25 protein-coding genes are annotated in these 25,635 nt (G+C 71.9%); 13 read left to right on the top strand and 12 right to left on the bottom strand.

Features of this window, described 5'->3' with window-relative positions:
* The first annotated feature begins 13 nt into the window (after window positions 1-13).
* Window positions 14-673, top strand: a complete 660-nt coding sequence (locus ACZ4FH_RS04300; RefSeq protein WP_467302134.1) for a response regulator transcription factor — start codon at window positions 14-16, stop codon at window positions 671-673.
* Window positions 670-2,196 carry a sensor histidine kinase gene (locus ACZ4FH_RS04295; RefSeq protein WP_467302132.1) on the top strand — a complete coding sequence of 509 codons (1,527 nt, stop codon included), beginning with the start codon at window positions 670-672 and terminating at the stop codon, window positions 2,194-2,196. The genes ACZ4FH_RS04300 and ACZ4FH_RS04295 overlap by 4 nt, the downstream gene beginning before the upstream one ends.
* Before the next feature lie 74 nt (window positions 2,197-2,270).
* On the opposite strand, the gene ACZ4FH_RS04290 is transcribed toward ACZ4FH_RS04295, so the two are convergent.
* The 4 genes from ACZ4FH_RS04290 to ACZ4FH_RS04275 form a co-directional block, all read right to left on the bottom strand.
* Complete coding sequence (locus ACZ4FH_RS04290; protein ID WP_467302130.1) at window positions 2,271-2,747, bottom strand: MarR family winged helix-turn-helix transcriptional regulator; 477 nt, start codon at window positions 2,745-2,747, stop codon at window positions 2,271-2,273.
* A 131-nt stretch (window positions 2,748-2,878) separates the two neighbouring features.
* Entirely contained in the window at window positions 2,879-3,640 is a 762-nt protein-coding gene (locus tag ACZ4FH_RS04285) for an AIM24 family protein (RefSeq protein WP_383635144.1), read from the bottom strand.
* Window positions 3,637-4,287 carry an AIM24 family protein gene (locus tag ACZ4FH_RS04280; protein ID WP_467302128.1) on the bottom strand — a complete coding sequence of 217 codons (651 nt, stop codon included), beginning with the start codon at window positions 4,285-4,287 and terminating at the stop codon, window positions 3,637-3,639. Before ACZ4FH_RS04280 ends, ACZ4FH_RS04285 begins: the two co-directional genes overlap by 4 nt.
* Complete coding sequence (locus tag ACZ4FH_RS04275; RefSeq protein WP_467302435.1) at window positions 4,287-4,919, bottom strand: AIM24 family protein; 633 nt, start codon at window positions 4,917-4,919, stop codon at window positions 4,287-4,289. The genes ACZ4FH_RS04280 and ACZ4FH_RS04275 overlap by 1 nt, the downstream gene beginning before the upstream one ends.
* Before the next feature lie 248 nt (window positions 4,920-5,167).
* On the opposite strand from ACZ4FH_RS04275, the gene ACZ4FH_RS04270 reads away from it, so the two are divergent.
* Both ACZ4FH_RS04270 and ACZ4FH_RS04265 read left to right on the top strand, forming a co-directional pair.
* Window positions 5,168-5,518 carry a DUF3817 domain-containing protein gene (locus ACZ4FH_RS04270; protein ID WP_383635150.1) on the top strand — a complete coding sequence of 117 codons (351 nt, stop codon included), beginning with the start codon at window positions 5,168-5,170 and terminating at the stop codon, window positions 5,516-5,518.
* On the top strand, window positions 5,515-5,808 hold the full coding sequence (locus tag ACZ4FH_RS04265; protein ID WP_467302126.1) for an MTH1187 family thiamine-binding protein: 294 nt from the start codon (window positions 5,515-5,517) through the stop codon (window positions 5,806-5,808). Before ACZ4FH_RS04270 ends, ACZ4FH_RS04265 begins: the two co-directional genes overlap by 4 nt.
* Window positions 5,809-5,854: 46 nt before the next feature.
* On the opposite strand, the gene ACZ4FH_RS04260 is transcribed toward ACZ4FH_RS04265, so the two are convergent.
* Window positions 5,855-6,838, bottom strand: coding sequence for an ArsR/SmtB family transcription factor (locus ACZ4FH_RS04260; RefSeq protein WP_467302125.1), 984 nt, complete (start codon window positions 6,836-6,838; stop codon window positions 5,855-5,857).
* 73 nt (window positions 6,839-6,911) lie between these two features.
* Here ACZ4FH_RS04260 and ACZ4FH_RS04255 point away from each other — a divergent pair, with 73 nt between their 5' ends.
* The 4 genes from ACZ4FH_RS04255 to ACZ4FH_RS04240 all read left to right on the top strand — a co-directional run bounded on the left by ACZ4FH_RS04255 (window position 6,912) and on the right by ACZ4FH_RS04240 (window position 10,953).
* Complete coding sequence (locus ACZ4FH_RS04255; protein ID WP_467302124.1) at window positions 6,912-8,252, top strand: MFS transporter; 1,341 nt, start codon at window positions 6,912-6,914, stop codon at window positions 8,250-8,252.
* A gap of 10 nt (window positions 8,253-8,262) precedes the next feature.
* A complete protein-coding gene (locus tag ACZ4FH_RS04250) occupies window positions 8,263-8,772 on the top strand; it encodes a MarR family winged helix-turn-helix transcriptional regulator (protein ID WP_383635162.1) in 510 nt (169 codons plus the stop codon).
* Between the two features lie 65 nt (window positions 8,773-8,837).
* The gene (locus ACZ4FH_RS04245; protein ID WP_383635165.1) at window positions 8,838-9,173 is read left to right on the top strand and encodes a DUF3817 domain-containing protein; all 336 of its coding nucleotides are present in this window, start codon (window positions 8,838-8,840) and stop codon (window positions 9,171-9,173) included.
* A 79-nt stretch (window positions 9,174-9,252) separates the two neighbouring features.
* Window positions 9,253-10,953 carry an acyl-CoA mutase large subunit family protein gene (locus ACZ4FH_RS04240; RefSeq protein ID WP_467302122.1) on the top strand — a complete coding sequence of 567 codons (1,701 nt, stop codon included), beginning with the start codon at window positions 9,253-9,255 and terminating at the stop codon, window positions 10,951-10,953.
* A gap of 15 nt (window positions 10,954-10,968) precedes the next feature.
* On the opposite strand, the gene ACZ4FH_RS04235 is transcribed toward ACZ4FH_RS04240, so the two are convergent.
* A complete protein-coding gene (locus tag ACZ4FH_RS04235) occupies window positions 10,969-11,598 on the bottom strand; it encodes a TetR/AcrR family transcriptional regulator (RefSeq protein WP_467302120.1) in 630 nt (209 codons plus the stop codon).
* Between the two features lie 317 nt (window positions 11,599-11,915).
* Between ACZ4FH_RS04235 and ACZ4FH_RS04230 the strand changes: the two genes are divergently transcribed.
* The 4 genes from ACZ4FH_RS04230 (at window position 11,916) to ACZ4FH_RS04215 (ending at window position 16,161) form a co-directional block, all read left to right on the top strand.
* Window positions 11,916-12,890 carry a tetratricopeptide repeat protein gene (locus ACZ4FH_RS04230; RefSeq protein ID WP_467302119.1) on the top strand — a complete coding sequence of 325 codons (975 nt, stop codon included), beginning with the start codon at window positions 11,916-11,918 and terminating at the stop codon, window positions 12,888-12,890.
* Between the two features lie 598 nt (window positions 12,891-13,488).
* Window positions 13,489-14,145, top strand: a complete 657-nt coding sequence (locus tag ACZ4FH_RS04225; protein WP_467302116.1) for a DUF6230 family protein — start codon at window positions 13,489-13,491, stop codon at window positions 14,143-14,145.
* Window positions 14,146-14,237: 92 nt separating this feature from the next.
* Entirely contained in the window at window positions 14,238-14,840 is a 603-nt protein-coding gene (locus tag ACZ4FH_RS04220) for a DUF6114 domain-containing protein (RefSeq protein WP_467302115.1), read from the top strand.
* On the top strand, window positions 14,830-16,161 hold the full coding sequence (locus tag ACZ4FH_RS04215; protein ID WP_467302114.1) for a hypothetical protein: 1,332 nt from the start codon (window positions 14,830-14,832) through the stop codon (window positions 16,159-16,161). Before ACZ4FH_RS04220 ends, ACZ4FH_RS04215 begins: the two co-directional genes overlap by 11 nt.
* Window positions 16,162-16,263: 102 nt before the next feature.
* On the opposite strand, the gene pyk is transcribed toward ACZ4FH_RS04215, so the two are convergent.
* The 3 genes from pyk to pta all read right to left on the bottom strand — a co-directional run bounded on the left by pyk (window position 16,264) and on the right by pta (window position 21,085).
* The gene (gene pyk, locus ACZ4FH_RS04210; RefSeq protein ID WP_467302112.1) at window positions 16,264-17,694 is read right to left on the bottom strand and encodes a pyruvate kinase; all 1,431 of its coding nucleotides are present in this window, start codon (window positions 17,692-17,694) and stop codon (window positions 16,264-16,266) included.
* 74 nt (window positions 17,695-17,768) lie between these two features.
* Entirely contained in the window at window positions 17,769-19,007 is a 1,239-nt protein-coding gene (locus tag ACZ4FH_RS04205) for an acetate kinase (protein ID WP_467302110.1), read from the bottom strand.
* A 5-nt stretch (window positions 19,008-19,012) separates the two neighbouring features.
* A complete protein-coding gene (gene pta / locus ACZ4FH_RS04200) occupies window positions 19,013-21,085 on the bottom strand; it encodes a phosphate acetyltransferase (RefSeq protein WP_467302109.1) in 2,073 nt (690 codons plus the stop codon).
* 303 nt (window positions 21,086-21,388) lie between these two features.
* On the opposite strand from pta, the gene ACZ4FH_RS04195 reads away from it, so the two are divergent.
* A complete protein-coding gene (locus ACZ4FH_RS04195) occupies window positions 21,389-22,414 on the top strand; it encodes an ATP-dependent 6-phosphofructokinase (protein ID WP_383635195.1) in 1,026 nt (341 codons plus the stop codon).
* A gap of 38 nt (window positions 22,415-22,452) precedes the next feature.
* Here ACZ4FH_RS04195 and ACZ4FH_RS04190 read toward each other — a convergent pair whose 3' ends face one another.
* From ACZ4FH_RS04190 to ACZ4FH_RS04180, 3 genes are all read right to left on the bottom strand, one after another.
* The gene (locus ACZ4FH_RS04190; RefSeq protein WP_383635465.1) at window positions 22,453-23,082 is read right to left on the bottom strand and encodes a helix-turn-helix domain-containing protein; all 630 of its coding nucleotides are present in this window, start codon (window positions 23,080-23,082) and stop codon (window positions 22,453-22,455) included.
* Window positions 23,083-23,256: 174 nt separating this feature from the next.
* Entirely contained in the window at window positions 23,257-23,931 is a 675-nt protein-coding gene (locus tag ACZ4FH_RS04185; protein ID WP_467302106.1) for a response regulator, read from the bottom strand.
* Window positions 23,928-25,598 carry a sensor histidine kinase gene (locus ACZ4FH_RS04180; protein WP_467302105.1) on the bottom strand — a complete coding sequence of 557 codons (1,671 nt, stop codon included), beginning with the start codon at window positions 25,596-25,598 and terminating at the stop codon, window positions 23,928-23,930. The genes ACZ4FH_RS04185 and ACZ4FH_RS04180 overlap by 4 nt, the downstream gene beginning before the upstream one ends.
* Between the last annotated feature and the right edge of the window lie 37 nt (window positions 25,599-25,635).

Here is a 25,635-nt window from a genome sequence, read left to right as displayed (position 1 = left end):
GACCCTGAGGCACATGCGCCTGTTGATCGTGGAGGACGAGAAGCGGCTGGCGAACTCCCTGGCCCGGGGGCTCACCGCCGAGGGGTTCGCCGTCGACGTCGTGCACGACGGGCCCGAGGGGCTGCGCCGGGCCGGTGAGGGCGGCTACGACCTGGTGGTCCTCGACATCATGCTGCCCGGGATGAACGGCTACCGGGTCTGCGCCGCCCTGCGCGCCGCCGGTCACGAGGTGCCCATCCTGATGCTGACCGCGAAGGACGGCGAGTACGACGAGGCGGAGGGGCTGGACACCGGCGCCGACGACTATCTGACCAAGCCCTTCAGCTATGTGGTGCTGGTCGCCCGGATCAGGGCGCTGCTGCGGCGCCGCGCCGGTTCCGCCTCCCCGGTGGTGGTGGCCGGCGCCCTGCGGGTGGACACCGCCGCCCGCCGGGTGCTGCTCGACGGGGACGAGATCGCCCTCACCGCCAAGGAGTTCGCCGTCCTGGAGCACCTGGTGCTGCGGGCCGGGCAGGTGGTCGGCAAGGCGGACATCCTGGAGCACGTCTGGGACTTCGCCTACGACGGCGACCCGAACATCGTCGAGGTGTACGTCAGCGCCCTGCGCCGCAAACTCGGCGCGGGCACCATCCGCACGGTGCGCGGCGCCGGTTACGTACTGGAGGCGCCATGAGGTCCGTACGTGCCAGGGCCGCCCTCGGGGCCACGGTGGTGGTCGCGTGCGCGCTCGCCGCCGCCGGGCTCGCCGTCCTCCTCGTGCTGCGCGCCAACCTCACCGACCAGGCGGGGCTCCAGGCCGAGGTGACCGCCCGCGAGGTCGCCGGACAGCTCGCCCTGGACGTGCCGTACGACCGGCTGGACGTCCGCGACGAGGAGGACCGCCCGGTCCAGGTGACCGACGAGGACGGCCGGGTGGTCGCCGTCTCCAAGAACCTGGAGGCGGTCTCGGGCACCGGCACCGACCGCGTCACCCCCGTCCCGGCGGCCTCCCCCTCCCCGTCCGCCACGGACGGCAACGGCGACGACTCCGCCGGCGCCGACCGCGACGACTCCGGCAGCGGCGACAGCGACGACGACGGCGACGACCGCCACGGCGACGGCGGCAGCGACGACGACGGTGCGACCGCGAGCGCCGATCCGGGCCGGGGCGAGGTCTCCACCGACGACCCGGACTTCGTCAACGGCACCGCCACCATCGACGGCGAGCGGGCCGACTACCGGTTCGCCACCGTCGAGGCCACCAACGGCGCCGGACGGACGCTGACGGTCCACGCGGGCGCCCCGCTCGCCGCCGAGCAGCGCGCCGTCGCCAGTGTGCGCGGCGCGATGCTGGCCGGGCTGCCCGTCGTGTTGCTGGTCGTCGCCGGGGTGACCTGGCTGGTGACCCGGCGGGCGCTGCGCCCGGTGGAGGGCATCCGGAGCGAGCTGGCCGCGATCACCGCCTCGCGGGACCTGAGCAGACGGGTGCCGGAGCCCGCCTCGCGCGACGAGGTCGCGCGCCTGGCCCGGACGACCAACGAGACCCTCACCGCGCTGGAGGACTCGGTCGAACGGCAGCGGCGCTTCGTCGCCGACGCCTCGCACGAACTGCGCAGCCCCATCGCCTCGTTGCGCACCCAGCTGGAGGTCGGGGCCGCCCATCCGGAGCTGCTGGACGTGCCGGGCGCGGTCGCCGACACCGTACGGCTCCAGGCGCTCGCCGCCGATCTGCTGCTGCTGGCGCGGCTGGACGCGGGGGAGCGGCCGGGCACCGCCCGGACCGATCTCGGCGCCCTGGTGCACGAGGAGGTCTCGCAGCGCACCGGCGACCGGATCCCGGTGGCGGTGTCCGTGCCGGAGGGCGGGGGCTTCGAGGTGACCGGTTCACGGGCGCAGCTGGCCCGGGTGCTCGGCAATCTGCTGGACAACGCGGAGCGGCACGCGCGGGGCTCGGTGGCCGTCGCGGTGCGCGCGGAGCGCGGCGGGGTGGCGGTCGAGGTCACCGACGACGGCGACGGGGTCCCGGAGACGGAACGGGAGCGGGTCTTCGCGCGCTTCGTACGGCTGGACGACGCCCGCACCCGGGACGAGGGCGGTGCGGGGCTGGGTCTGGCCATCGCCCGTGATGTGGCCGAGCGGCACGGCGGCCGGCTGACGGTGGCGGACGCGCGGGAGGGCGGCGCCCGGTTCACCCTGTGGCTGCCGGGCGCCGGCTGAGCGCGGGGCGGGGCGGCCGGTCGGACCCGCCGCCGCGCCCGTGCCCGGCACGGTCCGCGGGACGGGCCCGGGGGTCAGCCCCGGCCGCTCTTGCCGCGCAGATGCTCGGCGACCGGGGTGAGCGCGGCGTGCAGCTGGGCCAGCGCTTCGGGGGGCAGCAGGTCGATGAAGTGCTTGCGCACCGACGCCACATGGTGCGGCGCGACCTTGCGCATCGTCTCGGAGCCGGCCTCGGTGAGGACCGCGTAGAGTCCGCGCCGGTCGGACTCGCAGTTCTCGCGGCGCACCAGACCGGCGTTCTCCATGCGGGTGATCTGGTGCGAGAGCCGGCTCTTGGACTGGAGCGTGGCGCCGGCGAGATCGCTCATGCGCATGCGCTGCTCGTCCGACTCCGAGAGATTGACGAGGATCTCGTAGTCGTTGTAGGTCAGGCCGAACGGCTGGAGGTCCTTCTCCAGCTGGTGCGTCAGCAGCCTGCTGACGTCCAGGTGGGTGCGCCAGGCGCACTGCTCCGCGTCGCTCAGCCAGCGGGTGGCCGTCTCGGTCTCCATATATGGATTCTACCTAAGAAGTTGAAAGCCGGACGAAGTGGGGTGGAGTGACGCCCCGCACGTACGCGATGTCCCCTGCGTGCGAGGCGTCTGGGCGCAGGCGTTCGACGTCACACTCCGCAGACTACCGCTCACCAACCGAAGCGACGCTGGAGATCCCCCAGCTGACCGGGCATGCGGGGGGTGGAGCCGGGTTGACCCCCGCCCGGAACGCCCGCCTGCGGGGGCACCGCCCCCGTCGGCTGCTCGGCCATCAGCTGCTCGGTGGACTGGAGGAGCACCGTACCCGCGCCGACGAACTCGAACTGGTGCTCCTCGCCCGAGGTGCCCCCGATCCCGGTCATGGCCCGGACCCCGCCCAGCAGCCCCCGCATGTAGCCGTGGTCGTAGTGGTGGCAGGGCGAGGGACAGTCCGCCCAGCCGACCAGCGCCTGTGGATCCACCCGCAGCGGCGGCTCCATGAAGACCACCGGACCGTTGGACGCGGCGACGAACTTCCCCGTGCCGATCAGCGTCAGGAACCCCGGCACGATCGACTGCTTCAGCGCCAGCGTCGGCTGGTAGGCCAGCAGGTTCCCGGACCGGATCGTGAGGTTCCCGTCGTCCAGGTCGTAACTGTTCACATCGAAGGCCCGGTCCGCGAGCAGCATCTTCCCGCTGCCCTCGGCCACCACCCAGTCGCCCGCGTGCAGCGGTGAGTGGAAGCTCGTGCGCACCAGCCGCTCGAAGCGGCCGTGCCCGATGCCGTCGAACTCGATCCGCCCGTAGTAGGCGATCATCTTGCCCTTCTGCAGGAACCACTGGCTCCCCTTGAGCTCCACACAGAAGGTGTACGCGTTGACGTTGTCGTCCGACGGCAGCGTCATCGGGTCGAAGACCACGGGCGAACTCACAGCTTCTCCTCCGACGCCTGGACGTACACCGCACCGTTGCCGCTCAGCTCCAGCTGGAAGGCCTCGCCCGAGCCCCGCCCCACCATGTCGCGCCAGCCGAGCGCGGTGGAGAGCTTGTTGCGCACCTCGCCGTGGTGCGCCACGTACGCCTGGGGGTCCACATGGACCGGACGGCCCGGGGCGATCGGCAGTTCGATCACCCCGCCGTGCGCCATCACCGCCACCGCGCCGTGGCCCTTGAGCGTCGTGGTGAACAGCCCCTGTCCGGTGACCTGGCCGCGCACCATCCCCATCACCCCGCCCTGCGAGCCCATGAACATGGTGCCCTGCTGGAGCGTGCCGTCGAAGGCGAGCAGCCGGTCGGCCTCCACGTAGAGGGTGTCCCCGGACAGGGTGATCACCTGGATGTGGTGGCCGCCGTGGCCGAACATCACCGTGCCGCTTCCCTCGACGGTCATCAGCGGCGTCGCCTCGTTCGCCAGCCGGCGGCCGATCATCGACATCATCCCGCCCTGGCCGCCCTGGATGTTCGGGGTGAAGGAGACCTCGCCGCGGTAGGCCAGCATCGCCCCGCGCTGGCTGAACATCTTCTGGCCGGGGACCACCGTCGCCTCGACCATCTTCGAGTTGATCTCGCGGAACGGCATCAGACATCGCCCCCGACCGTGTTCCGCTCGCTGGGCTGGACGTACACCAGGCCCTCGCCCTCGAACCGGATCTGGAAGGACTCGCCGGAGCCCTCGCCCATCAGCGTCCGGAAGCTCACCCCGGACTGGAGGTGCTGACGCAGATCGCCCTGGTGGGCGATGTAGGCGCCCGGGTCGACGAAGAGCGGGTACTGCGCGGAGACCCGCAGCACCACCGCCGAGCCGTCCGACATGATCGCCGCCTGGCCCGTCCCCTCCAGGGTGGTGGTGAACAGCCCGTTGCCCGCCGCGCTGCCGCGCAGCCCGGTGAAGCTGGTGCCGGTGCGCAGCGAGGCGTCCACGCAGAGGAGGTTGCTCGCCTCCACGAACATCTTCTCGCCCCGCAGCTGCACGAGGTTGATCTCGCTCGCCCGGTCCGCGAAGTAGCAGGTGCCCTGGCCGGACACCTCCATCACGGTCATCTGCTCACCGGTGAGCCGGCGGGTGACCATGCCGCGCAGGCCCTCCCCGCCACCGGTCATCTTCTTGAACGTCATCCGGCCGTCGTACGCGACCATCGAGCCGTTCTTCGCCTTGACGGCGTCGCCGGTCAGATCGACGGCGAGCGTCTTGCTGCCTTGGAGTCGGAACATCGCCACCCGGCGAAGGTAGCGGCAGCGCCCGCCGCCGGAACAGGGCGAACGGCACGCTCCGGCCCCGTGAACCGCCCCTGATACGCATTCGGTACCGGATACGCATGGAACCCGGACGTATCCGGTACGGAACGCCCGCGCCCCGGGCCGCCCCCCGCCGCCGGGACACCGGAGCGCCGATGCCACAATGGGGGCCGCTTGTGCTCGCGTTCACAAGCAGTCACCGTCCTCCCACCGAAGGTGCCCCCGTGGACATCAAGACCGCCACCGCCCTGCACCGGCTGCGCCTCATCTCGATTCCCGAGGCGCTGTCCTTCCCGGCGCTGATCCTCTTCGGCTCGGTGCTCAGCCGGGTCTCCGACATCGACTTCCTGATGATGCCGCTCGGCATGCTGCACGGCGTCCTCTTCGTGATCTACGTCGTCCTGCTGCTGGACGTCTGGAACAAGACCAAGTGGCCGCTGAAGCGCGTCGCGTTCTTCTTCCTGCTCTGTGTGCTGCCCTTCGGCGGTCTGTACGGCGACAAGGTGCTCAAGCGCTACGAGGCCGACGGCGTGATCGCCGCCCGTGCCCGCCGGGAAGGCACGGTCAACGCGTGATCGTCGCCTTCTCCGTCAGCCCGCTGGGGGTCGGCGAGGACGTCGGCTCGTACGTCGCCGACGCGGTCCGCGTCGTCCGCGAGTCCGGGCTGCCCAACCGCACCGACGCGATGTTCACCTCGATCGAGGGGGAGTGGGACGAGGTGATGGACGTCGTCAAGCGCGCCGTCGCCGCCGTCGAGGCCCGTGCCGGACGCGTCTCCCTGGTGCTCAAGGCCGATATCCGCCCCGGGGTCACCGACGGACTGACCTCCAAGGTCGAGACGGTCGAGCGCTACCTGGCGCAGTGACCCCCGCCCGCACCGCGAGCCCCCGCCCCCGTGGCGGGGGCTCGCGTCATTGCGGGGCGGCCAGCGCGATGCCGAGCGGGGTGCGTTCGTAAAGCACCTGGTGGCCGTAGCGCCGCGAGGTCAGCAGCCCGGCCGCCCGCAGCACCGACAGATGCGCCGACACGGACGAGGGGGCGAGGCCCAGCCGGTGCGCGAGCGCGCTCGTCCCGGCCGGTTCGTCCAGCGCGCACAGCACATCGGCCCTGGCCCGGCCGAGCAGCCGGGCGAGGGTGTCGGGGGTCGTGGTGCCCGGGTCCGTCCACAGGCCGCCGATCCCGCGCGCGGGATAGATCACGGCGGGCGGCCAGGGCGGCTCGTAGCCGCTGACCACGTCCGGCCAGGCGAACACGCTCGGGACCAGCACGAGCCCCTGTCCGCCCAGGACCCGGGAATGCCGGCCCCGCATCCCCTTCAGCGTCAGCGTGGAGTCCGTCCAGGTGAGCTGCGGGCTCAACTCCCCGAGAAGACGTGCGAATCCCACCTCGGCCAGCCGGCGCGAGTGGTACGCGACATCGGCCTCCAGCAGGGCGCGCAGCCTCGGCCAGTCCGGTTCGACCAGCGTCCGCCACGCCAGGTCGAGCAGATCGGCCAGCTCCCGCAGCGTCCGCGCCGGATCGGCGAGCAGCGCCCGTCCGGCGGGGGAGTCCAGGGCGCCCGGCTGATCGGCCAGCGTCAGCTCCAGATCCTTGGCCACCAGCTCCGGACCCGTGGCGCGGACGGCCGCGATCTCGGCCTCGAACGTGGCGTACGGCCCCGTCGGGGGCGGGCAGAGGAAGTCCGGATTGTGCCCCCCGTCCGTCATCAGCGACCAGAGCGGCCGCAGATCGAGCCCCGAGGCCGCGTCCTTGATCCGCCGCAGCCAGGGCTGGTGGTACCCGTGCCGCTGCGGGCGCAGCAGCGTCCGCACGGCGGCCTGGGTCTCCCAGAGCGGGGAGAGCGCGAACCGGCAGCGCAGCAGGTCGTTCTCGTCGAGATGGAGATGGAACGGCATGGGTGGCCTCACGAAGATTCGGCGTCAGCCGAAAGTCTACGGAGCGGGGTGCCCGCTCCTCCAAGCTGCCGCCATGCCGAGCGACCACTCCTCTCCCGCGGACACCCCGTCCGCCCCCCGCGGCTACCGCGCGGTCTTCGCCGTACGCGAGTTCCGCGCGGTCTTCGCCGCCCATCTGCTCTCCCTGCTCGGGGTCGTCGTCAGCGAACTCGCGCTGACCGTCCTCGTCTACGACCTCACCGGATCGCCGCTGCTGAGCGCCCTGACCTTCGCGCTCGGCTTCCTGCCCTACCTCGTCGGCGGCACGCTCTTCGCCGGGGTCGCCGACCGCTACCCGGCCCGCCGGGTGCTCGTCACCTGCGATCTGGTCTGCGCGTCCTGCGTCGCCCTCATGGTGCTGCCGGGCACCCCGGTCGGCGCGCTCCTCGCCCTGCGCTGCCTGGTCGCCGCCGTCTCCCCGGTCTTCACCGGGACGCGGATGGCCGCGCTCACCGACATCCTCGGCGAGGGCGACCTCTACGTCCTCGGCCGCTCGCTGCTGCGCATCGTCTCGCAGAGCGCCCTGCTCACCGGCTTCGGCGTCGGCGGCCTGCTGCTGGCCGCGCTCTCCGCGCGCGGGGCGATCACGATCACCGTCGTGACCTTCCTCTGCTCGGCCGCCCTGCTGCGCTTCGGGACCCGCGACCGGCCCGCCCGGTCCGGACGCGAGGGCGGCGGCGCCCTGCTCGGGGAATCACTGGCCGGGGCGCGCGCGGTCTTCGCCGACCGCCGGGTCCGCACGCTGATGCTGCTCTTCTGGGTGCCCGCGCTGTTCGTCGTCGCGCCGGAGGCGCTGGCCGCCCCGTACGCGGACGAGGCCGGCCTCGGGCCCGCCGCCCTCGGCCTGCTGATGTGCGCCATGCCGGTCGGCCACATCGCCGCCGAACTGTACGTGGGCTCGGTGCTGAGCCCCCGGCTGCGCTCCCGGATCGTGCTCCCGGTCGCCGCCCTCGGCCTGCTGCCGCTCCTGCTGTACGCGCTGCGCCCCGGCATGGCGCTGACCCTGGCGGCCCTCGCGCTCGCCGGGGTGGGCGCCGCCTACAACATCGGCCTCGACCAGTGGTTCGTCGACGCCGTCCCCGAGTCCCTGCGCGGCCGGGCGATGACCCTGCTCACCGCCGGACTGATGACGCTCCAGGGCGTCGGCATGGCCCTGGCGGGCCTCGCCGCCGAGTTCTTCCCGGTGCACGTGGTCGTCGCGGGATCCGGGGCGCTGGGCACCCTGTGCGTGCTGCCGCTGGTGATCGGGATACGCCGTACGACGCCGCGGAACGACACCGGGAAGGGCACGGGCGACGGTGCCGGGACCGTACCCGGGAGCGAGGAGCGGACCGAAGTTCGAGACGGTGAGGACCGGCAAGTTCCCCATGGGTAAGGTCGGGGCCGTGCCCAAGCCGCTCAGTCTTCCCTTCGATCCCATCGCGCGCGCCGACGAACTCTGGCAGCAGCGCTGGGGCCCGGTCCCGTCCATGGGGGCGATCACCTCGATCATGCGGGCGCAGCAGATCCTGCTCGCCGAGGTGGACGCGGTCGTCAAGCCGTACGGACTGACGTTCGCGCGGTACGAGGCACTGGTGCTGCTGACCTTCTCCAAGGCCGGCGAACTGCCGATGTCCAAGATCGGTGAGCGGCTGATGGTCCACCCGACCTCCGTCACCAACACCGTCGACCGGCTGGTCCGCTCCGGCCTGGTCGACAAGCGCCCCAACCCGAACGACGGCCGCGGCACGCTCGCCTCCATCACCGACAAGGGCCGCGAGGTCGTCGAGTCCGCCACCCGCGATCTGGTCGCGATGGAGTTCGGCCTCGGGGTGTACGACGCCGAGGAGTGCGCCGAGATCTTCGCGCTGCTGCGCCCGCTGCGCATCGCGGCCCAGGATTTCGAGGAGAACTGAGAGAGGCCGTTCCGCGTCCGGGGGCGCTGCAAGATCGCCCCCGGAGGGCGGTTACGCTCGATGGCATGAAACGCAGTGTGCTGACCCGCTATCGGGTGATGGCCTACGTCACCGCCGTCATGTTGCTGATCCTCTGCGTGTGCATGATCTTCAAATACGGCTTCGACAAGGGCGAGGGCCTGACGCTCGTCGTCTCCCAGATCCACGGCGTGCTGTACATCATCTATCTGATCTTCGCCTTCGACCTGGGCTCCAAGGCGAAGTGGCCGATGGGCAAGCTCGCCTGGGTGCTGCTCTCCGGCACGATCCCGACGGCCGCGTTCTTCGTCGAGCGCAAGGTCGTCCGCGAGGTCGAGCCGCTGCTCGCGGACGCGACGCCCGCGGCCCCCGCGAACGCCTGACCTTCCCCCCGCCGCCCCGTGCCGAGCACCGGGCGGTGGGTCATCGACATTTACTAGGACGTCCTAGTAAATTGGGGGTATGGACGCAGACGCGATCGAGGAAGGCCGCCGCCGCTGGCAGGCCCGTTACGACAAGGCCCGCAAGCGTGACGCGGACTTCACCACGCTCTCCGGGGACCCGGTCGAGCCCGTGTACGGCCCCCGCCCCGGGGACGCGTACGAGGGGTTCGAACGGATCGGCTGGCCCGGTGAGTACCCCTTCACCCGGGGCCTGCACCCGACCGGCTACCGCGGCCGGACCTGGACCATCCGCCAGTTCGCCGGCTTCGGCAACGCCGAGCAGACCAACGAGCGCTACAAGATGATCCTGGCCGCCGGCGGCGGCGGGCTCAGCGTGGCCTTCGACATGCCGACCCTGATGGGCCGCGACTCCGACGACCCGCGCGCCCTCGGCGAGGTCGGCCACTGCGGTGTCGCCATCGACTCCGCCGCCGACATGGAGGTCCTCTTCAAGGACATCCCCCTCGGCGACGTCACGACGTCGATGACGATCAGCGGCCCCGCCGTCCCCGTCTTCTGCATGTACCTGGTCGCCGCCGAGCGCCAGGGCGTCGACCCCGCCGTCCTCAACGGCACGCTCCAGACGGACATCTTCAAGGAGTACATCGCGCAGAAGGAGTGGCTCTTCCAGCCCGAGCCCCATCTGCGCCTCATCGGCGACCTGATGGAGCACTGCGCGAGCTCCATCCCCGCCTACAAGCCGCTCTCCGTCTCCGGCTACCACATCCGCGAGGCCGGGGCGACGGCCGCGCAGGAGCTGGCGTACACCCTGGCCGACGGCTTCGGCTACGTGGAACTGGGCCTCTCGCGCGGGCTCGACGTCGACACCTTCGCCCCCGGTCTCTCGTTCTTCTTCGACGCGCACCTCGACTTCTTCGAGGAGATCGCCAAGTTCCGCGCCGCCCGCCGGATCTGGGCCCGCTGGATGAAGGAGACGTACGGCGCGAAGACCGACAAGGCGCAGTGGCTCCGCTTCCACACCCAGACCGCCGGGGTCTCCCTCACCGCCCAGCAGCCGTACAACAACGTCGTGCGCACCGCGGTCGAGGCCCTCTCCGCCGTCCTCGGCGGCACCAACTCGCTGCACACCAACGCCCTCGACGAGACCCTGGCGCTCCCCTCCGCGCAGGCCGCCGAGATCGCCCTGCGCACCCAGCAGGTGCTGATGGAGGAGACCGGCGTCGCCAACGTCGCAGACCCGCTGGGCGGCTCCTGGTACGTCGAGCAGCTCACCGACCGCATCGAGGCCGACGCCGAGAAGATCTTCGAGCAGATCAAGGAGCGCGGCACCCGCGCCCACCCCGACGGGCAGCACCCCGTCGGACCGATCACCTCCGGCATCCTGCGCGGCATCGAGGACGGCTGGTTCACCGGCGAGATCGCCGAATCCGCCTTCCGCTACCAGCAGTCCCTGGAGAAGGGCGAGAAGCGGGTCGTCGGCGTCAACGTCGCGCACGGCTCCGTCACCGGTGACCTGGAGATCCTCCGGGTCAGCCACGAGGTCGAGCGCGAGCAGGTCCGCGTGCTGGCCGGCCGCAAGGAGGGCCGCGACGACGCCCGGGTGACGTCCGCGCTCGACGCGATGCTCGCCGCCGCCCGCGACGGCTCCAACATGATCGGCCCGATGCTCGACGCGGTGCGCGCCGAGGCCACGCTGGGCGAGATCTGCGGGGTCCTGCGCGAGGAGTGGGGCACGTACACGGAGCCGCCGGGGTTCTGAGGGCCGCGGCGGGTCCTATCCCGCGGCGGCCGCGCCCAGCCCCGCCAGCAGCAGCAGCGTGAAGCGCCGGGCCCAGTCCTCGTCGACGGGCTCGGCGCTCACCAGCACCCGGTGCACCACCGCGCCGGCGATCACATCGAAGATCAGGTCGGCGGTCAGCGCCGCCGACGCCTCGTCCTGCTCCCGGGGCAGTTCGCCGCGCTCCTGCGCCCGCCGGCGCCCCTGGAGGACCAGACGCTTCTGCCGGTCCACGATCGAGTCCCGGATCCGGGTCCGCAGGGCCTCGTCGCGTGTCGACTCCGCGACCACGGCCATCAGCGCCGTACGGGTCTCCGGCCGGTCCAGCAGTCCGGCGAACTGCAGCACGACCGACTGCACATCGGCGGAGAGGCTGCCCAGATCCGGCAGCTCCAGCTCGTCGAAGAGGACCGCCACGGCGTCCACGACCAGCTCGTTCTTTCCCGCCCAGCGCCGGTACAGCGTGGTCTTGGCGACCCCGGCCCGCGTCGCCACGTCGCCCATCGTCAGCTTCGACCAGCCGAGGTCGACCAGCGAGGCACGGGTGGCCTCCAGGATCGCCTCGTCGGCCGCGGCGCTGCGCGGGCGTCCCGTTCGTGAGGGTTTGGGGTGGCTGCGGCTCAGCATCCCGCGACCATACCCGCCAGTAGCCAGAACCGAGCGGGCGCACGGGGCGTGAGACAGATCACCGGGCTCTCTTGTGCGCCCGGGGTGGGGGACAGTTACGCTACGACCCGTAGCGTAAGGACGGATGTTCGACCGTTCATACGCCACGAATGAGTGACAGCCATAGGCGCCGGGTGGGGACCGGGTGCCGCACCGGGTCTTTCAGGGGCCCAAGGGCCGTGTCTGTCCGTGCGTCTCGCATGCCGGCGAGGGCTGCGGACGGACGCGGTTCCCGTATCGCTTTCCGGATCAGTGCGCCGAGGGGGGAGGATGTACGTATGCAGCCTAGGAACATGTCCATGAGCGGCGTCGTCGACCTCGCCGCGGTGAAGGCGGCCGGTGAGGCCAAGGCGAAGGCCGAGCAGGCCCGCGCCGATGCCGCCCGGCAGGGCGGCGCCGGGGCCGTGCCCCCGTCCTCCCTCGTGATCGACGTCGACGAGGCAGGCTTCGAGAACGACGTCCTGCAGCGCTCCGCCGAAGTCCCCGTCGTCATCGACTTCTGGGCCGAGTGGTGCCAGCCGTGCAAGCAGCTGGGCCCGCTCCTGGAGCGGCTGGCCGTCGAGTACAACGGCCGCTTCCTGCTGGCCAAGGTCGACGTCGACGCCAACCAGATGCTGATGCAGCAGTTCGGGATCCAGGGCATCCCGGCCGTCTTCGGCATCGTCGCCGGACAGGCGCTGCGCCTCTTCGAGGGCGCGATGGCCGAACCGCAGATCCGTCAGCTGCTGGACCAGCTGATCCAGGTCGGCGAGGAGCGCTTCGGGCTCACCGGCATCGCCGTCGACGGCGACGCGGCCGGCCCCGAGACCGCCGCCGAGGCCCCGGTGCCCGCCGGTCCGTACGACGCGCTGCTGGAGGCGGCGGCCCGCGCCCTGGACGGCAACGACTTCGCCGGTGCGGTCCAGGCGTACAAGAACGTGCTCTCCGACGACCCCGCCAACGCCGAGGCCAAGCTCGGCCTCGCCCAGGCGGAACTGCTCGGCCGGGTCCAGGACATGGACCCGCAGCAGGTCCGCAAGGACGCCGCCGAGAAGCCGGCCGACGTCGACGCGCAGATCGCCGCGGCCGATCTCGATCTGGTCGGCGGCCATGTCGAGGACGCCTTCGGCCGGCTCGTCGAGACCGTGCGGCGCACGTTCGGTGACGACCGGGACCGCGTACGGGTCCGGCTGCTGGAGCTGTTCGAGGTGATCGGCCCCGACGATCCGCGCGTCGGCGCCGCGCGCACCGCGCTCGCCCGCGTCTTGTTCTGATCTGACAAGGCGGCCGCACCCCCGGACCGGGGGTGCGGCCGTTTTCGCGTTCCGGCGCTAAGAGAGCCGTTCGCTTTACCAAATCTTGATAAAACAACGCCCTGTTACTGGCAGTAAATCGATCATTGCGATCTGTCCGTTTTCGATCACGAATGGCAGCTTTCGTCGGCGAGGGCGGGGCAACCCTCTGTGGCCGCCCGGTATCCCCCGGTCGCGGGCCGATGAGCGGGCCATTACCAGTGAGTAACGAACCCCTTGTGCCACGGCCGTGAATGGACCACGATCGGCCACGCTCGGTCCAATGACGCCCGCCCCGGCCGCCAGTCGGCGCGGCGGCTCCGTTGGGTCCCCGCCGAGTGGGCCGGTGGCAGTGGCACCGGTCGCGGACAGGGGGGTTCCTGCTGACCGGCAGGGCCTGTCCGATCAGGCCACGCCCACGCGTGGCCAGTGGTTGTCGCTCGGGGGTGATCGCCGGTGGAACGGGCGCGTTCGTCGCCCCGTTCGCGGGCGCTCTCCTTTCCGAGGACGTAGCACTTCTCCCATCCCGGGTCGGGCAGGATGCCAGGCCGGAGATGTACGTCCGAGAAGGAGGAAAAGTATGAGTTCCCAGGTTCGCGGTGGCACGAGATGGAAGCGTTTCGCCGTCGTCATGGTGCCGAGCGTCATAGCCACCGCCGCGGTGGGTGTGGGCCTGGCCCAGGGTGCGCTGGCCGCGTCGTTCAGCGTGTCCGGCCAGGAGTTCAAGGTCAGCGCGGATGAGCTGGTCGGCCACGACTTCGTCCAGTACGGCAGCGTCGCGGTGGGCAAGGACCTCAAGGGCAAGGACCAGGCGGCCCCGGTCGCCGTGTCCGGGTTCCACGACGCGACCATCACCAACATGTGCCAGTCGGTCGTGACTCCGGACCTGCCGTTCGGTCTGGGCAATGTCACGCTCCAGCTCCGTGCCGGCACCGGCAAGGAGAAGGTCTACGCCGAGGGCCTGTACCTCGACGTCTCGCAGCTCAACGCCGATGCCACGTTCAAGGAGATGGACATCGGCCTGGCGGCGGGCGGGCTCACCGACTACCCCGGTGGCGTGAAGGGGACCACGGGCATCCAGCCCAACACCCAGGCCAACCCGTACGGGTTCGCGCAGCGGTCCAAGGAGGCCACGCTGACGAACGTCCGTCAGCAGGCGTGGGCCACCACGGCAGGAACGTTCAAGCTTCCGGGTCTGTCCCTGAGGCTGCACAAGGGCGTCAAGGAGTGCTACTAAGCACCCGCCCGGGTGGCCGGGGCCCTCGTCCGGGTCCCGGCCGCCCACCCCCTCTTTCTCACAGCAGTACCGGTTCCAGGGAGCTGTTTTCCATGAGCCCCGAATCCCAAGGGCAGAACGAGCACTACCTCACGGTCTTCCGGCGGACCTTCCGCACCTGGCGGGGTAACCGGCCGTTCTGGGCGGGCCTGTTCACCATGCTGGGCGGTGTACCCATCGCGTACTTCCCGTACGCGAACATGCACCTCGGCAACATGACGCTGGCCATGTCCACCACCGCGGGCGCCGGGTCGCTCATCATCGGAGTCCTGCTGATCACGCTGGGCCTGACGATGTGGTTCCACCACATCGTGCGGGTGTTCGCCGGCGTCGCGGCGATTCTGCTGGCGCTCATCTCGATACCCGTCGCGAACATCGGCGGCTTCCTGATCGGCTTCCTGTTCGCCCTGCTCGGCGGCGCGCTCTCCGTGTCGTGGGCGCCCGGCGAGGAGGAGCCGGAGGAGGAGTCCGCTCCCGAGGAGGGGCTCCTCGGCGAGAGCGGGCCGGAAGCGCTCGACGCGGCGACGGCACAGGACGTCTCGTTCACCAAGGGCGAGCCCGCGGGCGCGTACCAGGGGACGGGTGTTCCCGGACAGGCGTCCGCGCAGTACGACACGACGGTCGAGGTCGACGGCGGGGGGCACCGTGCGGGGTGACGAGAACCGGACGAACGCCCTCGACGAGGGCGGGCTGCCCGAGCGCAGGGGACCGCGGCACGCCGCCCCCAAGAAGTCGCTCATGACGAAGCTCCACATGCCCAGCGGCAAGAAGGCGTTCGCGCTCGCCGCGATGCCCACGGCCGTGTTCGTCGGCATGGGGCTCACGCCCCGGCTCGCGATGGCCGACGACAACACGGACATCCCCTTCGCCCCCGGTCCCTGTGTGACCCGCTCCGACGAGCCGAGCGAGTCCGCCGAGCCCACGCCGTCGGCGTCGAAGACGCCGTCGCCGTCCCCGTCGGCCGGCGAGAGCGAGAAGCCGGAGCCCGCCGAGACCGGCACGGCGAGCCCGAAGCCCACCGCCACTCCGTCGGCGGAGACCACGGAGACCGCGGACACGGCGAAGGCCGCCACGGAGGACAAGAGCGCCGAGGCACCGGCCGCGTCCGCGAGCCCGTCCCCGACGCCCACGAAGACCACCAATCCGCTCGACCCGCTGGGCTGGGGCGAGAAGATCAAGGACTTCTTCGACGGACCGGACGAGGAGGAGACGGCGAGCCCGTCCCCGAGCGCCACCACGGCGGCCCCGGAGCCCTCGAAGGCGCCCACCGCGGCGCCGGAGACGGACGAGCCGGCCGAGAAGCCCGTCGAGAAGACCACCGAGAAGGTCACGGACGCGGCGAAGGAGACGGCCGACAAGACCGCCGACGCCATCCGGGGCGCGGCCGACAAGGCCGGCAAGCAGGTCGAGGAGCTGGACGAGGACGTCAAGGGGCTCGACCCCAAGGCGGACGAGGACATCCCCGACGGCGCCAAGCCCGCCTTCCCGTGCCCCACCGCCGACCCGGAGGCCCTGGCCGACGCGAAGCTGGAGCCGGGCATCCCGCGCCTGGCCAACGAACCGTGGGTCCTGGAGAGTTCGCTCCTCACCCTGGTGGGGCTCGACTACAAGGGCATCGTCGAGGTGGAGAAGGGCGACGGGACCACCAAGAAGGTCCTCAAGTTCACCGCCACCTCCATCGACATCAAGGACCTGCACCAGATGACCGTGGGCCCGCAGCCGGGTGTGACGGGCCATGTGAAGGCCCGTTCCGGCTCGACGTCCACCATCCGGGACGGCGTGGTCACCATGTACACGGACGAGCTGAAGGGCAACCTCTTCGGCCTCATCCCCATCACGTTCAGCCCCGAGACCCCGCCCCCGCTGAACGTCCCCTTCGCCTTCTTCACCAAGGTGAAGCTGAAGCAGGCCGGCCAGTTCGGCGGCACGCTGACGGTCCCCGGCCTCCAGAACTACTTCACCCGGGACGGCGGCTGAGCTGCCGCCCCCTCCGGACCCGTCCGGGAGCCGCACAACGGCCGTGGGCCGCATCCCCTTCGCAGGGGGTGCGGCCCACGGTCGTGTCCGGTGCGGAGGGGGTCAGTCGCGCTCGCCGCCGCCCAGGTGGTGGACGCGGACCATGTTGGTGGTGCCGGGGATGCCGGGGGGCGAGCCGGCGGTGATGACCATGGTGTCGCCGGCGTTGTAGCGGTTGAGCTTGAGGAGCTCGGCGTCGACGAGGTCGACCATGGCGTCGGTGTTGTCGACGTGCGGGACGACGTGGGCCTCGACGCCCCAGCTGAGGGCCAGCTGGTTGCGGGTGGACTCGTCGGTGGTGAAGGCCAGGATGGGCTGGGCCGCGCGGTAGCGGGAGAGACGGCGGGCCGTGTCGCCGGACTTGGTGAAGGCGACGAGGGCCTCACCGTTGAGGAAGTCGGCGATCTCGCAGGCCGCGCGGGCGACGGAACCGCCCTGGGTGCGGGGCTTCTTGCCCGGGACCAGGGGCTGGAGGCCCTTGGAGAGCAGCTCCTCCTCGGCGGCGACGACGATCTTCGACATCGTCTTGACCGTCTCGATCGGATACGCGCCGACCGAGGACTCCGCGGAGAGCATGACCGCGTCCGCGCCGTCCAGGATCGCGTTGGCGACGTCGGACGCCTCGGCGCGGGTCGGACGGGAGTTGGTGATCATCGACTCCATCATCTGGGTCGCCACGATCACCGGCTTGGCGTTGCGCCGGCAGAGCTCCACCAGGCGCTTCTGCACCATCGGGACCTTCTCCAGCGGGTACTCGACGGCCAGGTCGCCACGGGCGACCATCACACCGTCGAACGCCATGACGACGCCCTCCATGTGCTCGACGGCCTGCGGCTTCTCCACCTTGGCGATGACGGGGACCCGGCGGCCCTCCTCGTCCATCACCTTGTGGACGTCCTTGACGTCGTTGGCGTCGCGCACGAAGGAGAGGGCGACCATGTCCGCGCCCATCCGCAGGGCGAAGCGCAGGTCCTCGACGTCCTTCTCGGACAGGGCCGGGACGTTGACCGCCGCACCCGGCAGGTTGATCCCCTTGTGGTCGGAGATCACCCCGCCCTCGATGACGATGGTGTGGACCCGCGGGCCCTCCACGGAGACGACCTTCAGCTCGACGTTGCCGTCGTTGATCAGGATCGGGTCGCCCTTGGCGACGTCGCCCGGCAGACCCTTGTAGGTCGTCCCGCAGATCGACTTGTCCCCGGGGACGTCCTCGACGGTGATGACGAACTCGTCCCCGCGGACCAGCTCGACCGGGCCCTCGGCGAACTTCGCCAGGCGGATCTTCGGCCCCTGGAGGTCGGCGAGCACGCCCACCGCCCGGCCGGTCTCGGCGGCGGCCTTGCGGACCCGGTCGTAACGACCCTGGTGCTCCGCGTGGGAACCGTGACTGAAGTTGAAGCGGGCCACGCTCATGCCGGCCTCGATCAGAGCGACGAGCTGCTCATGGGAGTCGACGGCGGGGCCGAGGGTGCAGACGATTTTGGAACGGCGCATGAGGCGGATCCTATCGGTTTGTTTCGCTGCGGAATATTCCGTCTGGCGGAAGGTACAAAGGGGCGCGGGGCCGCTCAGTTGTCGACCAGTGCGAAGGTCTGGACGGCGATCTCCAGCTCCTCGTCCGTCGGCACCACGGCGACCGCCACCCGGGCGTAGTCCGGCGAGATCAGCCGGGGCTCGCCGGACCGTACGGCGTTGAGATCCGCGTCCACCGCGAGACCGAGTTCCTCCAGGCCGGCGATGGCGGCCTCGCGTACCGGGGCCGAGTTCTCGCCCACCCCCGCCGTGAACACCACCGCGTCCACCCTGCCCAGCACGGCCGAGTAGGCGCCGATGTACTTCTTCAGCCGGTGGACGTAGATGTCGAAGGCGAGCGCGGCCCGTTCGTCGCCCTCGTCGATCCGGCGCCGGATCTCCCGCATGTCGTTGTCGCCGCAGAGGCCCACCAGACCGCTCTTCTTGTTCAGAAGTTCATCGATCGCGTCGGCCGACATGCCCGCCACCCGCTTGAGGTGGAAGGTGACCGCCGGGTCGATGTCCCCGGAGCGCGTCCCCATGACGAGCCCCTCCAGGGGAGTGAGGCCCATCGAGGTCTCCACGCACCGGCCGCCCGCCACCGCCGAGGCGGAGGCCCCGTTGCCCAGGTGCAGCACGATGACGTTGACCTCCTGCGGGGTCCGGCCCAGCAGTGCGGCGGCCCGCCGCGAGACGTACGCGTGCGAGGTGCCGTGGAAGCCGTAGCGGCGGATCCGGTGCGCGTCGGCCGTCTCCACGTTGATCGCGTACCGCGCCGCGTACTCCGGCATCGTCGTGTGGAACGCCGTGTCGAAGACCGCGACCTGCGCCAGGTCCGGGCGCAGCGCCTGCGCCGTGCGGATGCCCGTGATGTTGGCCGGGTTGTGCAGCGGCGCCACCGGGACCAGCCGTTCGATCTCGGCCAGCACCTCGTCGGTGACGACGGTCGGCTCGGTGAACCGCAGCCCGCCGTGCACCACCCGGTGGCCGATCGCGGCCAGTTCGGGGGAGTCCAGGCCCAGCCCGTCCGCGGCCAGCTCCTCGGCGGCGGCCTTGAGCGCCGCGTCGTGGTCGGCGATCCGGCCCAGCCGCTCCCGGGTCTCGCCCCCGCCGCCGGCCAGCGGGGTGTGGACGAGCCGCGAGGTCGTCTCGCCGATCCGCTCGACCAGGCCCGTCGCGAGCCGGGAGCGGTCCCGCATGTCGAGCAGCTGGTACTTCACGGAGGAGGAGCCGGAGTTCAGGACGAGCACCCGGCTCGCCCCGGTGCCGGCCGGGGCACCTTCGGTGGTGGTCATGCGGGTCACTCCTCGCCCTGCGCCTGGATCGCCGTAATGGCCACGGTATTGACGATGTCCTGGACGAGCGCGCCCCGGGACAGGTCGTTGACGGGCTTGCGCAGCCCCTGGAGCACCGGGCCGACGGCCACGGCGCCGGCCGAGCGCTGCACGGCCTTGTAGGTGTTGTTGCCGGTGTTCAGGTCGGGGAAGATCAGCACCGTCGCCTGGCCCGCCACCTCCGAACCGGGCAGCTTCGTCGCCGCGACGCTCGGCTCGACCGCCGCGTCGTACTGGATCGGCCCCTCGATCCTGAGGTCCGGCCGGCTCCCGCGCACCTTCTCCGTCGCCTCGCGGACCTTGTCCACGTCCGCGCCCGAGCCCGAGGTCCCGGTGGAGTACGAGAGCATCGCGATCCGCGGCTCCACACCGAAGCGGGCCGCGGTGGCCGCCGACTGCACCGCGATGTCCGCGAGCTGCGCGGCGTCCGGGTCCGGATTGACCGCGCAGTCGCCGTACACCAGCACCCTGTCGGCCAGGCACATGAAGAAGACCGAGGAGACGATCGACGCATCCGGCTTGGTCTTGATGATCTCGAAGGCCGGCCGGATCGTCGCCGCCGTGGAGTGCACGGCCCCGGAGACCATGCCGTCGGCCAGGCCCTCCTGGACCATCAGGGTGCCGAAGTAGTTGACGTCCGCGACGACGTCGTACGCCAGCTCGACCGTGACCCCGCGGTGCGCGCGCAGTTCCGCGTACCGTTCGGCGAAGGTCTGGCGCAGCTCCGAGGTCTGCGGGTCGACGATCCGGGTGGCGGCCAGGTCGATGCCGAGGTCCGCGGCCTTCTTGCGGATCGCGTCGGGGTCGCCCAGCAGAGTGAGGTCGCAGACGTCCCGCCGGGTCAGCACGTCGGCGGCGCGCAGCACCCGTTCCTCGGTGCCCTCCGGCAGCACCACCCGGCGGCGGTCCGCGCGGGCCTGCTCCAGCAGCTCGTGCTCGAACATCATCGGGGTGACCCGGCCGCTGCGGGCCACCGAGATCCCGTCCAGGAGCGCGGCCGTGTCGACATGGCGCTCGAAGAGCCCGAGCGCGGTCTCGGCCTTGCGCGGGGTGGCCGCGTTCAGCTTGCCCTCCAGGGCGAACAGCTCCCCGGCCGTGGGGAAGGAACCGCCGGCCACCGAGACGACCGGGGTGCCCGGTGCCAGTCGTGCGGCCAGCGTGAGTATCTCCTCGCCGGGCCGCTCGTCCAGGGTCAGCAGCACCCCCGCGATGGGCGGGGTGCCCGCGCTGTGCGCGGCCAGCGAGCCGATCACCAGGTCCGAGCGGTCCCCGGGCGTCACCACCAGGCACCCCGGTGTCAGCGCCTTCAGCAGGTTCGGCAGCATCGCGCCGCCGAAGACGAAGTCCAGCGCGTCGCGGGCGAGCCCGGAGTCGTCGCCCAGCAGCACCGTGCCGTCCAGCGCCGCGGTGATCTGGGCGACCGTCGGGGCGGAGAGCGCGGGATCGTCGGGCAGCACCGAGCACGGCACCGGCAGCGTGGCCGTCAGCCGCTCGGCGATCTCCTCGCGGTCCGCGGCGGCCACCCGGTTCACGACCATCGCGACGACCTCGCAGCCGAGCCCGGTGTAGGCCCGGTAGGCGTTGCGGGTCTCGGCCCGCACCGAGGAGGCGTTCTGGTCCTGGCCGCCGACGACGGCGATCACCGAGGCGCCGAACTCGTTGGCCAGCCGGGCGTTCAGCGCCAGCTCGTCGGGGAGCTGGGTGGCGGCGAAGTCGGTGCCGAGGACGAGCACCACCTCGTAGTCGGCGGCCACCCGGTGGAAGCGGTCGACGAGCCGCGAGACGAGTTCGTCGGTGCCCTGTTCCGCCTGGATCGCGGAGGCGTCGTGGTAGTCGAGTCCGTAGACGCTCGCCGGGTCCTGGGAGAGCCGGTAGCGGGCCCGCAGCAGCTCGAACAGCCGGTCGGGGTCGTCGTGGACCAGCGGCCGGAACACCCCGACCCGGTCCACCTGACGCGTCAGGAGCTCCATGACGCCCAGATCGACGACCTGGCGGCCGTCTCCCCGGTCGATCCCGGTCACGTACACGCTGCGCGTCACGCGTGCTCTCCCGTCGTCTCTCGTCCGGAACGATGTCCGGTTCATCGGATATCGCCCGTTTGACGATACCCGCGGGGGCGGAGGGGCCGCCCCCCGACGAAAGCCCCGGGAACCGGCCCCGGAGCCCGTTCCCGCGGCCCCTCCGCGGGCCCCCGGAGCAGCCGGAAGCGCGGGGTGCGGGCCCGGCGTGGAACAATCGTCCCGACTTACGGTACGGGGGAGCATGCCGTTGACCCCGGCCCGTACGGCATCCGGGCAGGCCCCGGGGCCTGCCCGGAGGTAGCGAACAGGAGATACAGCACGATGCGCATCGGAGTTCTCACCGCAGGCGGCGACTGCCCAGGGCTGAACGCCGTGATCCGCTCGGTCGTGCACCGTGCCGTCGTCGGGCACGGGGACGAGGTCATCGGTTTCGAGGACGGTTTCAAGGGCCTCCTCGACGGTCACTTCCGCCCCCTCGACCTCAACGCGGTCAGCGGCATCCTCGCCCGCGGCGGCACCATCCTCGGCTCCGCCCGGCTGGAGCGCGACCGGTTGCGCGAGGCCGCGGAGAACTGCGCCGAGCTGAGCCGCCGCTACGGCATGGACGCGCTGATCCCGATCGGCGGCGAGGGCACCCTGACGGCCGCCCGGATGCTCTCGGACGCGGGCATGCCCGTCGTCGGCGTCCCGAAGACCATCGACAACGACATCTCCGCCACCGACCGCACCTTCGGCTTCGACACCGCGGTGGGCGTCGCCACCGAGGCCATAGACCGCCTGAAGACGACCGCCGAATCGCACCAGCGCGTCATGGTCGTCGAGGTGATGGGCCGCCACGCGGGCTGGATCGCGCTGGAGTCCGGCATGGCCGGCGGCGCCCACGGCATCTGCCTGCCCGAGCGGCGCTTCCAGGTCGAGGACCTGGTCAAGATGGTCGAGGAGCGCTTCGCCCGGGGCAAGAAGTTCGCCGTCATCTGCGTCGCCGAGGGCGCGCACCCGGCCGAGGGCTCCATGCCGTACGCCAAGGGCGAGATCGACCAGTACGGCCACGAGCGCTTCCAGGGCATCGGCAACCGGCTGGCCGTCGAGCTGGAGGCCCGGCTCGGCAAGGAGGCCCGCCCGGTCATCCTCGGCCACGTCCAGCGCGGCGGCACCCCCACCGCGTACGACCGCGTCCTCGCCACCCGCTTCGGCTGGCACGCGGTGGAGGCCGCCCACCGGGGCGACTTCGGCAACATGACCGCGCTGCGCGGCAACGACATCGAGATGGTCCCGCTGGCCCACGCGGTCACCCAGCTCAAGACCGTCCCCGTGGACCGGATGCACGAGGCCGAGTCGGTCTTCTAGGGCGTGCCGGGAGGGGCCGGCCGCCGCGCGGCCGGCCCTCAGCCCCGGCTCTCCGCCGCCTCCCAGAACCGCCGCACTATGCCCGCCAGGAACGCCCGGCCGGCGTCGCCCGTCGCGGCCGTTCCCTCGGCGGAGGAACCGCCCCAGCTCAGCGTGGACACCATCAGCGCCTGGTAGTCGGTGTGCAGCCGCTCCAGCGCGGTCTGGATCCTGGCCCGGTCCAGCGGGACCGCCTTGGCCGCCGGACGGACGTACGCCTGCCAGCGGGTCGTCACCGCGCTCCGCAGCAGCTCGGCCAGCTCCTCGTCCCGGCCGCACGCCGTCACGAACTCCGCCGCCGTCAGCCCCAGTGCCTCGGTCAGCGCGGCGGACTGGCGCTCGTTGCCCCGCCAGCGCCCCGCCTCCTCCATCTTCCGGTACGCGGCGGTGGACATCCCCACCCGGGCGGCCAGTTCGTCCGCCGTCAGCTCACGGGCCAGCCGGTGCTCGCGCAGGGTCCGGGCGGCGGTGAGGAGTTCGCCCGGGGCGCACCACAACACCCCGGCCAGCGCGGTGAGTTCGTAGTCGGTCGGCAGGGCGAGGCCCCGCTCCCAGGCGGCGACCGTCTCGGCGCTGATCCGCAGACCGTACTGGGCGGCGAGTCCGTAGGCGACATGGCCCGGAGCCATCCCCAGGGCCTCGCGCAGACGGCGCGCGGCGGGGGCGTTGAAAGGCGGGGTGGGGTGCACGGCCCCAATGTAGGAGGTCACGGGCGGTATGACTACGGTGTGTTCGCACCGGTTTACGGCTCGTAGGAACGTCCAGACGACCGGCCGTACGGCCGCCGGGCCTCCGCGGCCGGCTCAGCGCTCCTCGGCCAGCCAGCGGTAGTGCAGCTCCGGACGCCCCACCTGACCGTACTGCGGACTGCGCACCGCCCGGCCCGCCGTCACCAGATGCTCCAGATAACGGCGCGCGGTGATCCGCGAGATGCCCAGCTCCGCGCCCGCGGCCGCCGCCGTCACCCCGTCCGGGGCCGCGCGCAGCGCCCGGGTCACCGCCTGGAGCGTCGGGGCGCTGAGCCCCTTGGGCAGATGGGCGGGGTGCGGGGCGCGCAGCGAGGCCAGCGCCCGGTCCACCTCGTCCTGCCCGCTCGCCTCACCGGCCGCCGCCCGGAACTCGGCGTAGCGCACCAGCCGGTCCCGCAGGGTGGCGAAGGTGAACGGCTTCAGCACGTACTGCACCACCCCCAGCGAGACCCCCTCGCGGACCACCGCCAGATCCCGGGCCGAGGTCACCGCGATGACATCGGCCCCGTGCCCGGCCGCCCGCAGCGTGCGCAGCAGGTGCAGCCCGTGGCCGTCCGGCAGATACAGGTCCAGCAGCAGCAGATCGACCGGCATCCGGTCCAGCGCCCGCACCGCCTCCGCCCGCGACCGCGCCACGGCCGCCACGGTGAAGCCCGGCACCCGGTTCACGTACAGCTCATGGGCGTCCGCCGCCACCGGGTCGTCCTCCACGACCAGCACCCGGATCACCGGACCCGCTCCTTCCGCACGTCCCCGTCACGGTCCAGCGGCAGCCGCACGGTGAACTCCGCGCCGCCGTCGGGACCCCGTTCCAGGGTGACGGAGCCGCCGTTGCGGTGCACGGCCTGCCGCACGAGCGCCAGCCCCAGACCGCGGCCCGCTCCGTGCGTCGACCAGCCCCGGCGGAACACCTCGTCCGCGTCGCCCGGCTCCACACCCGCGCCGTTGTCCGCGACGCGCAGCAGCAGTTCCCCGTCGTCGGCCAGCGCGGTCACCGTGACCCGGGCGCGGGCCGGACGCCGGGCGGTGCGCTGCTCCGGGACGGAGCCGGGGGCCGCCGGAGCGGCCACCGCCTCGGACGCCGCGTCCACCGCGTTGTCGATCAGATTGCCCAGCACCGTCACCAGATCCCGCCCCGGCAGCGTCCCGGGCAGCGCCCCGTCGTCGATCAGGCTGTCGTCCGCCAGCACCAGCTCCACACCCCGCTCGTTGGCCTGGGCGGCCTTGCCCAGCAGCAGCGCGGCGAGCACCGGTTCGGCGACCGCGCCGACGACCCGGTCGGTCAGCGCCTGGGCCAGCTCCAGCTCCGCCGTGGCGAAGCCGACGGCCTCCTCCGCCCGGCCCAGTTCGATCAGCGAGACGACGGTGTGCAGCCGGTTCGCCGCCTCGTGCGCCTGCGAGCGCAGCGCCTGGGTGAAACCGCGCTCGGAGTCCAGCTCGCCGGAGAGCGCCTGGAGTTCCGTGTGGTCCCGCAGCGTCACCACCGTGCCGCGCCGTTCCCCGCCCACCACCGGACGGGTGTTGACCACGATCACCCGGTCCGCCGTCAGATGCACCTCGTCCACCCGCTCCTCGGAGGCCAGCAGCGCCCCGGTCAGCGGGGCCGGCAGATCGAGATCGGCCACCCGGCGGCCCACGCTCCCCGGGGCCAGCCCCAGCAGCTCCCGCCCCGCGTCGTTGACCAGCGCGATCCTGCGCTGCCCGTCCAGCATCAGCAGCCCCTCGCGCACCGCGTGCAGGGTCGCCTCGTGGTAGTCGTGCATCCGGCTCAGCTCGGCGGCGTTCATCCCGTGGGTGTGCCGCCGCAGCCGGGCGTTGACCACGTACGTGCCGAGACCGCCGAGCACCAGCGCCGCCCCGGCCGCCAGCCCCAGCGCCCGCAACTGCGCCCGCACCTGCGAGGAGACCCGGTCCACGGTGATGCCGGCGCTGACCAGCCCGACGATCCGGCCGCCGTCGCGGACCGGGGTGACCACCCGGATCGACGGACCGAGCGTGCCCGTGTACGTCTCCGAGAAGGTCTCGCCGCGCAGCGCCCGCGCGGTGTGCCCGAGGAACGGCTCCCCGATCCGGTCGGCCACCGGATGCGTCCACCGGATCCGGTGCGGATCCATGATGGTGACGAACGCGATCCGGGTGTCCTCGCGGACCCGTTCCGCGTACGGCTGGAGCACGGCCGACGGATCCGGGGTGCGGATCGCCTCCCGGACCGACGGCGCGTCCGCGATCGCCACCGCGACGGCCCGCACCTGCCGGGCCGCCGTCTCCTCGGCCTGGTCCCGCCCGGAGACGTACGCGAAGAAGGCGCACCCCGCCACCACGGCCGCCACCAGCACCACCTGCATGGCGAAGAGCTGCCCGGCGAGACTGCGCGGGCGGGTACGGGGGAAGCGCATCCCTTCAGTCTGCCTGGCCGAAAGTGTGTGAACGAAA

This window comes from Streptomyces sp. NPDC024555, from assembly GCF_055559335.1.
This window is presented reverse-complemented; position numbering and strand designations above follow the sequence as displayed.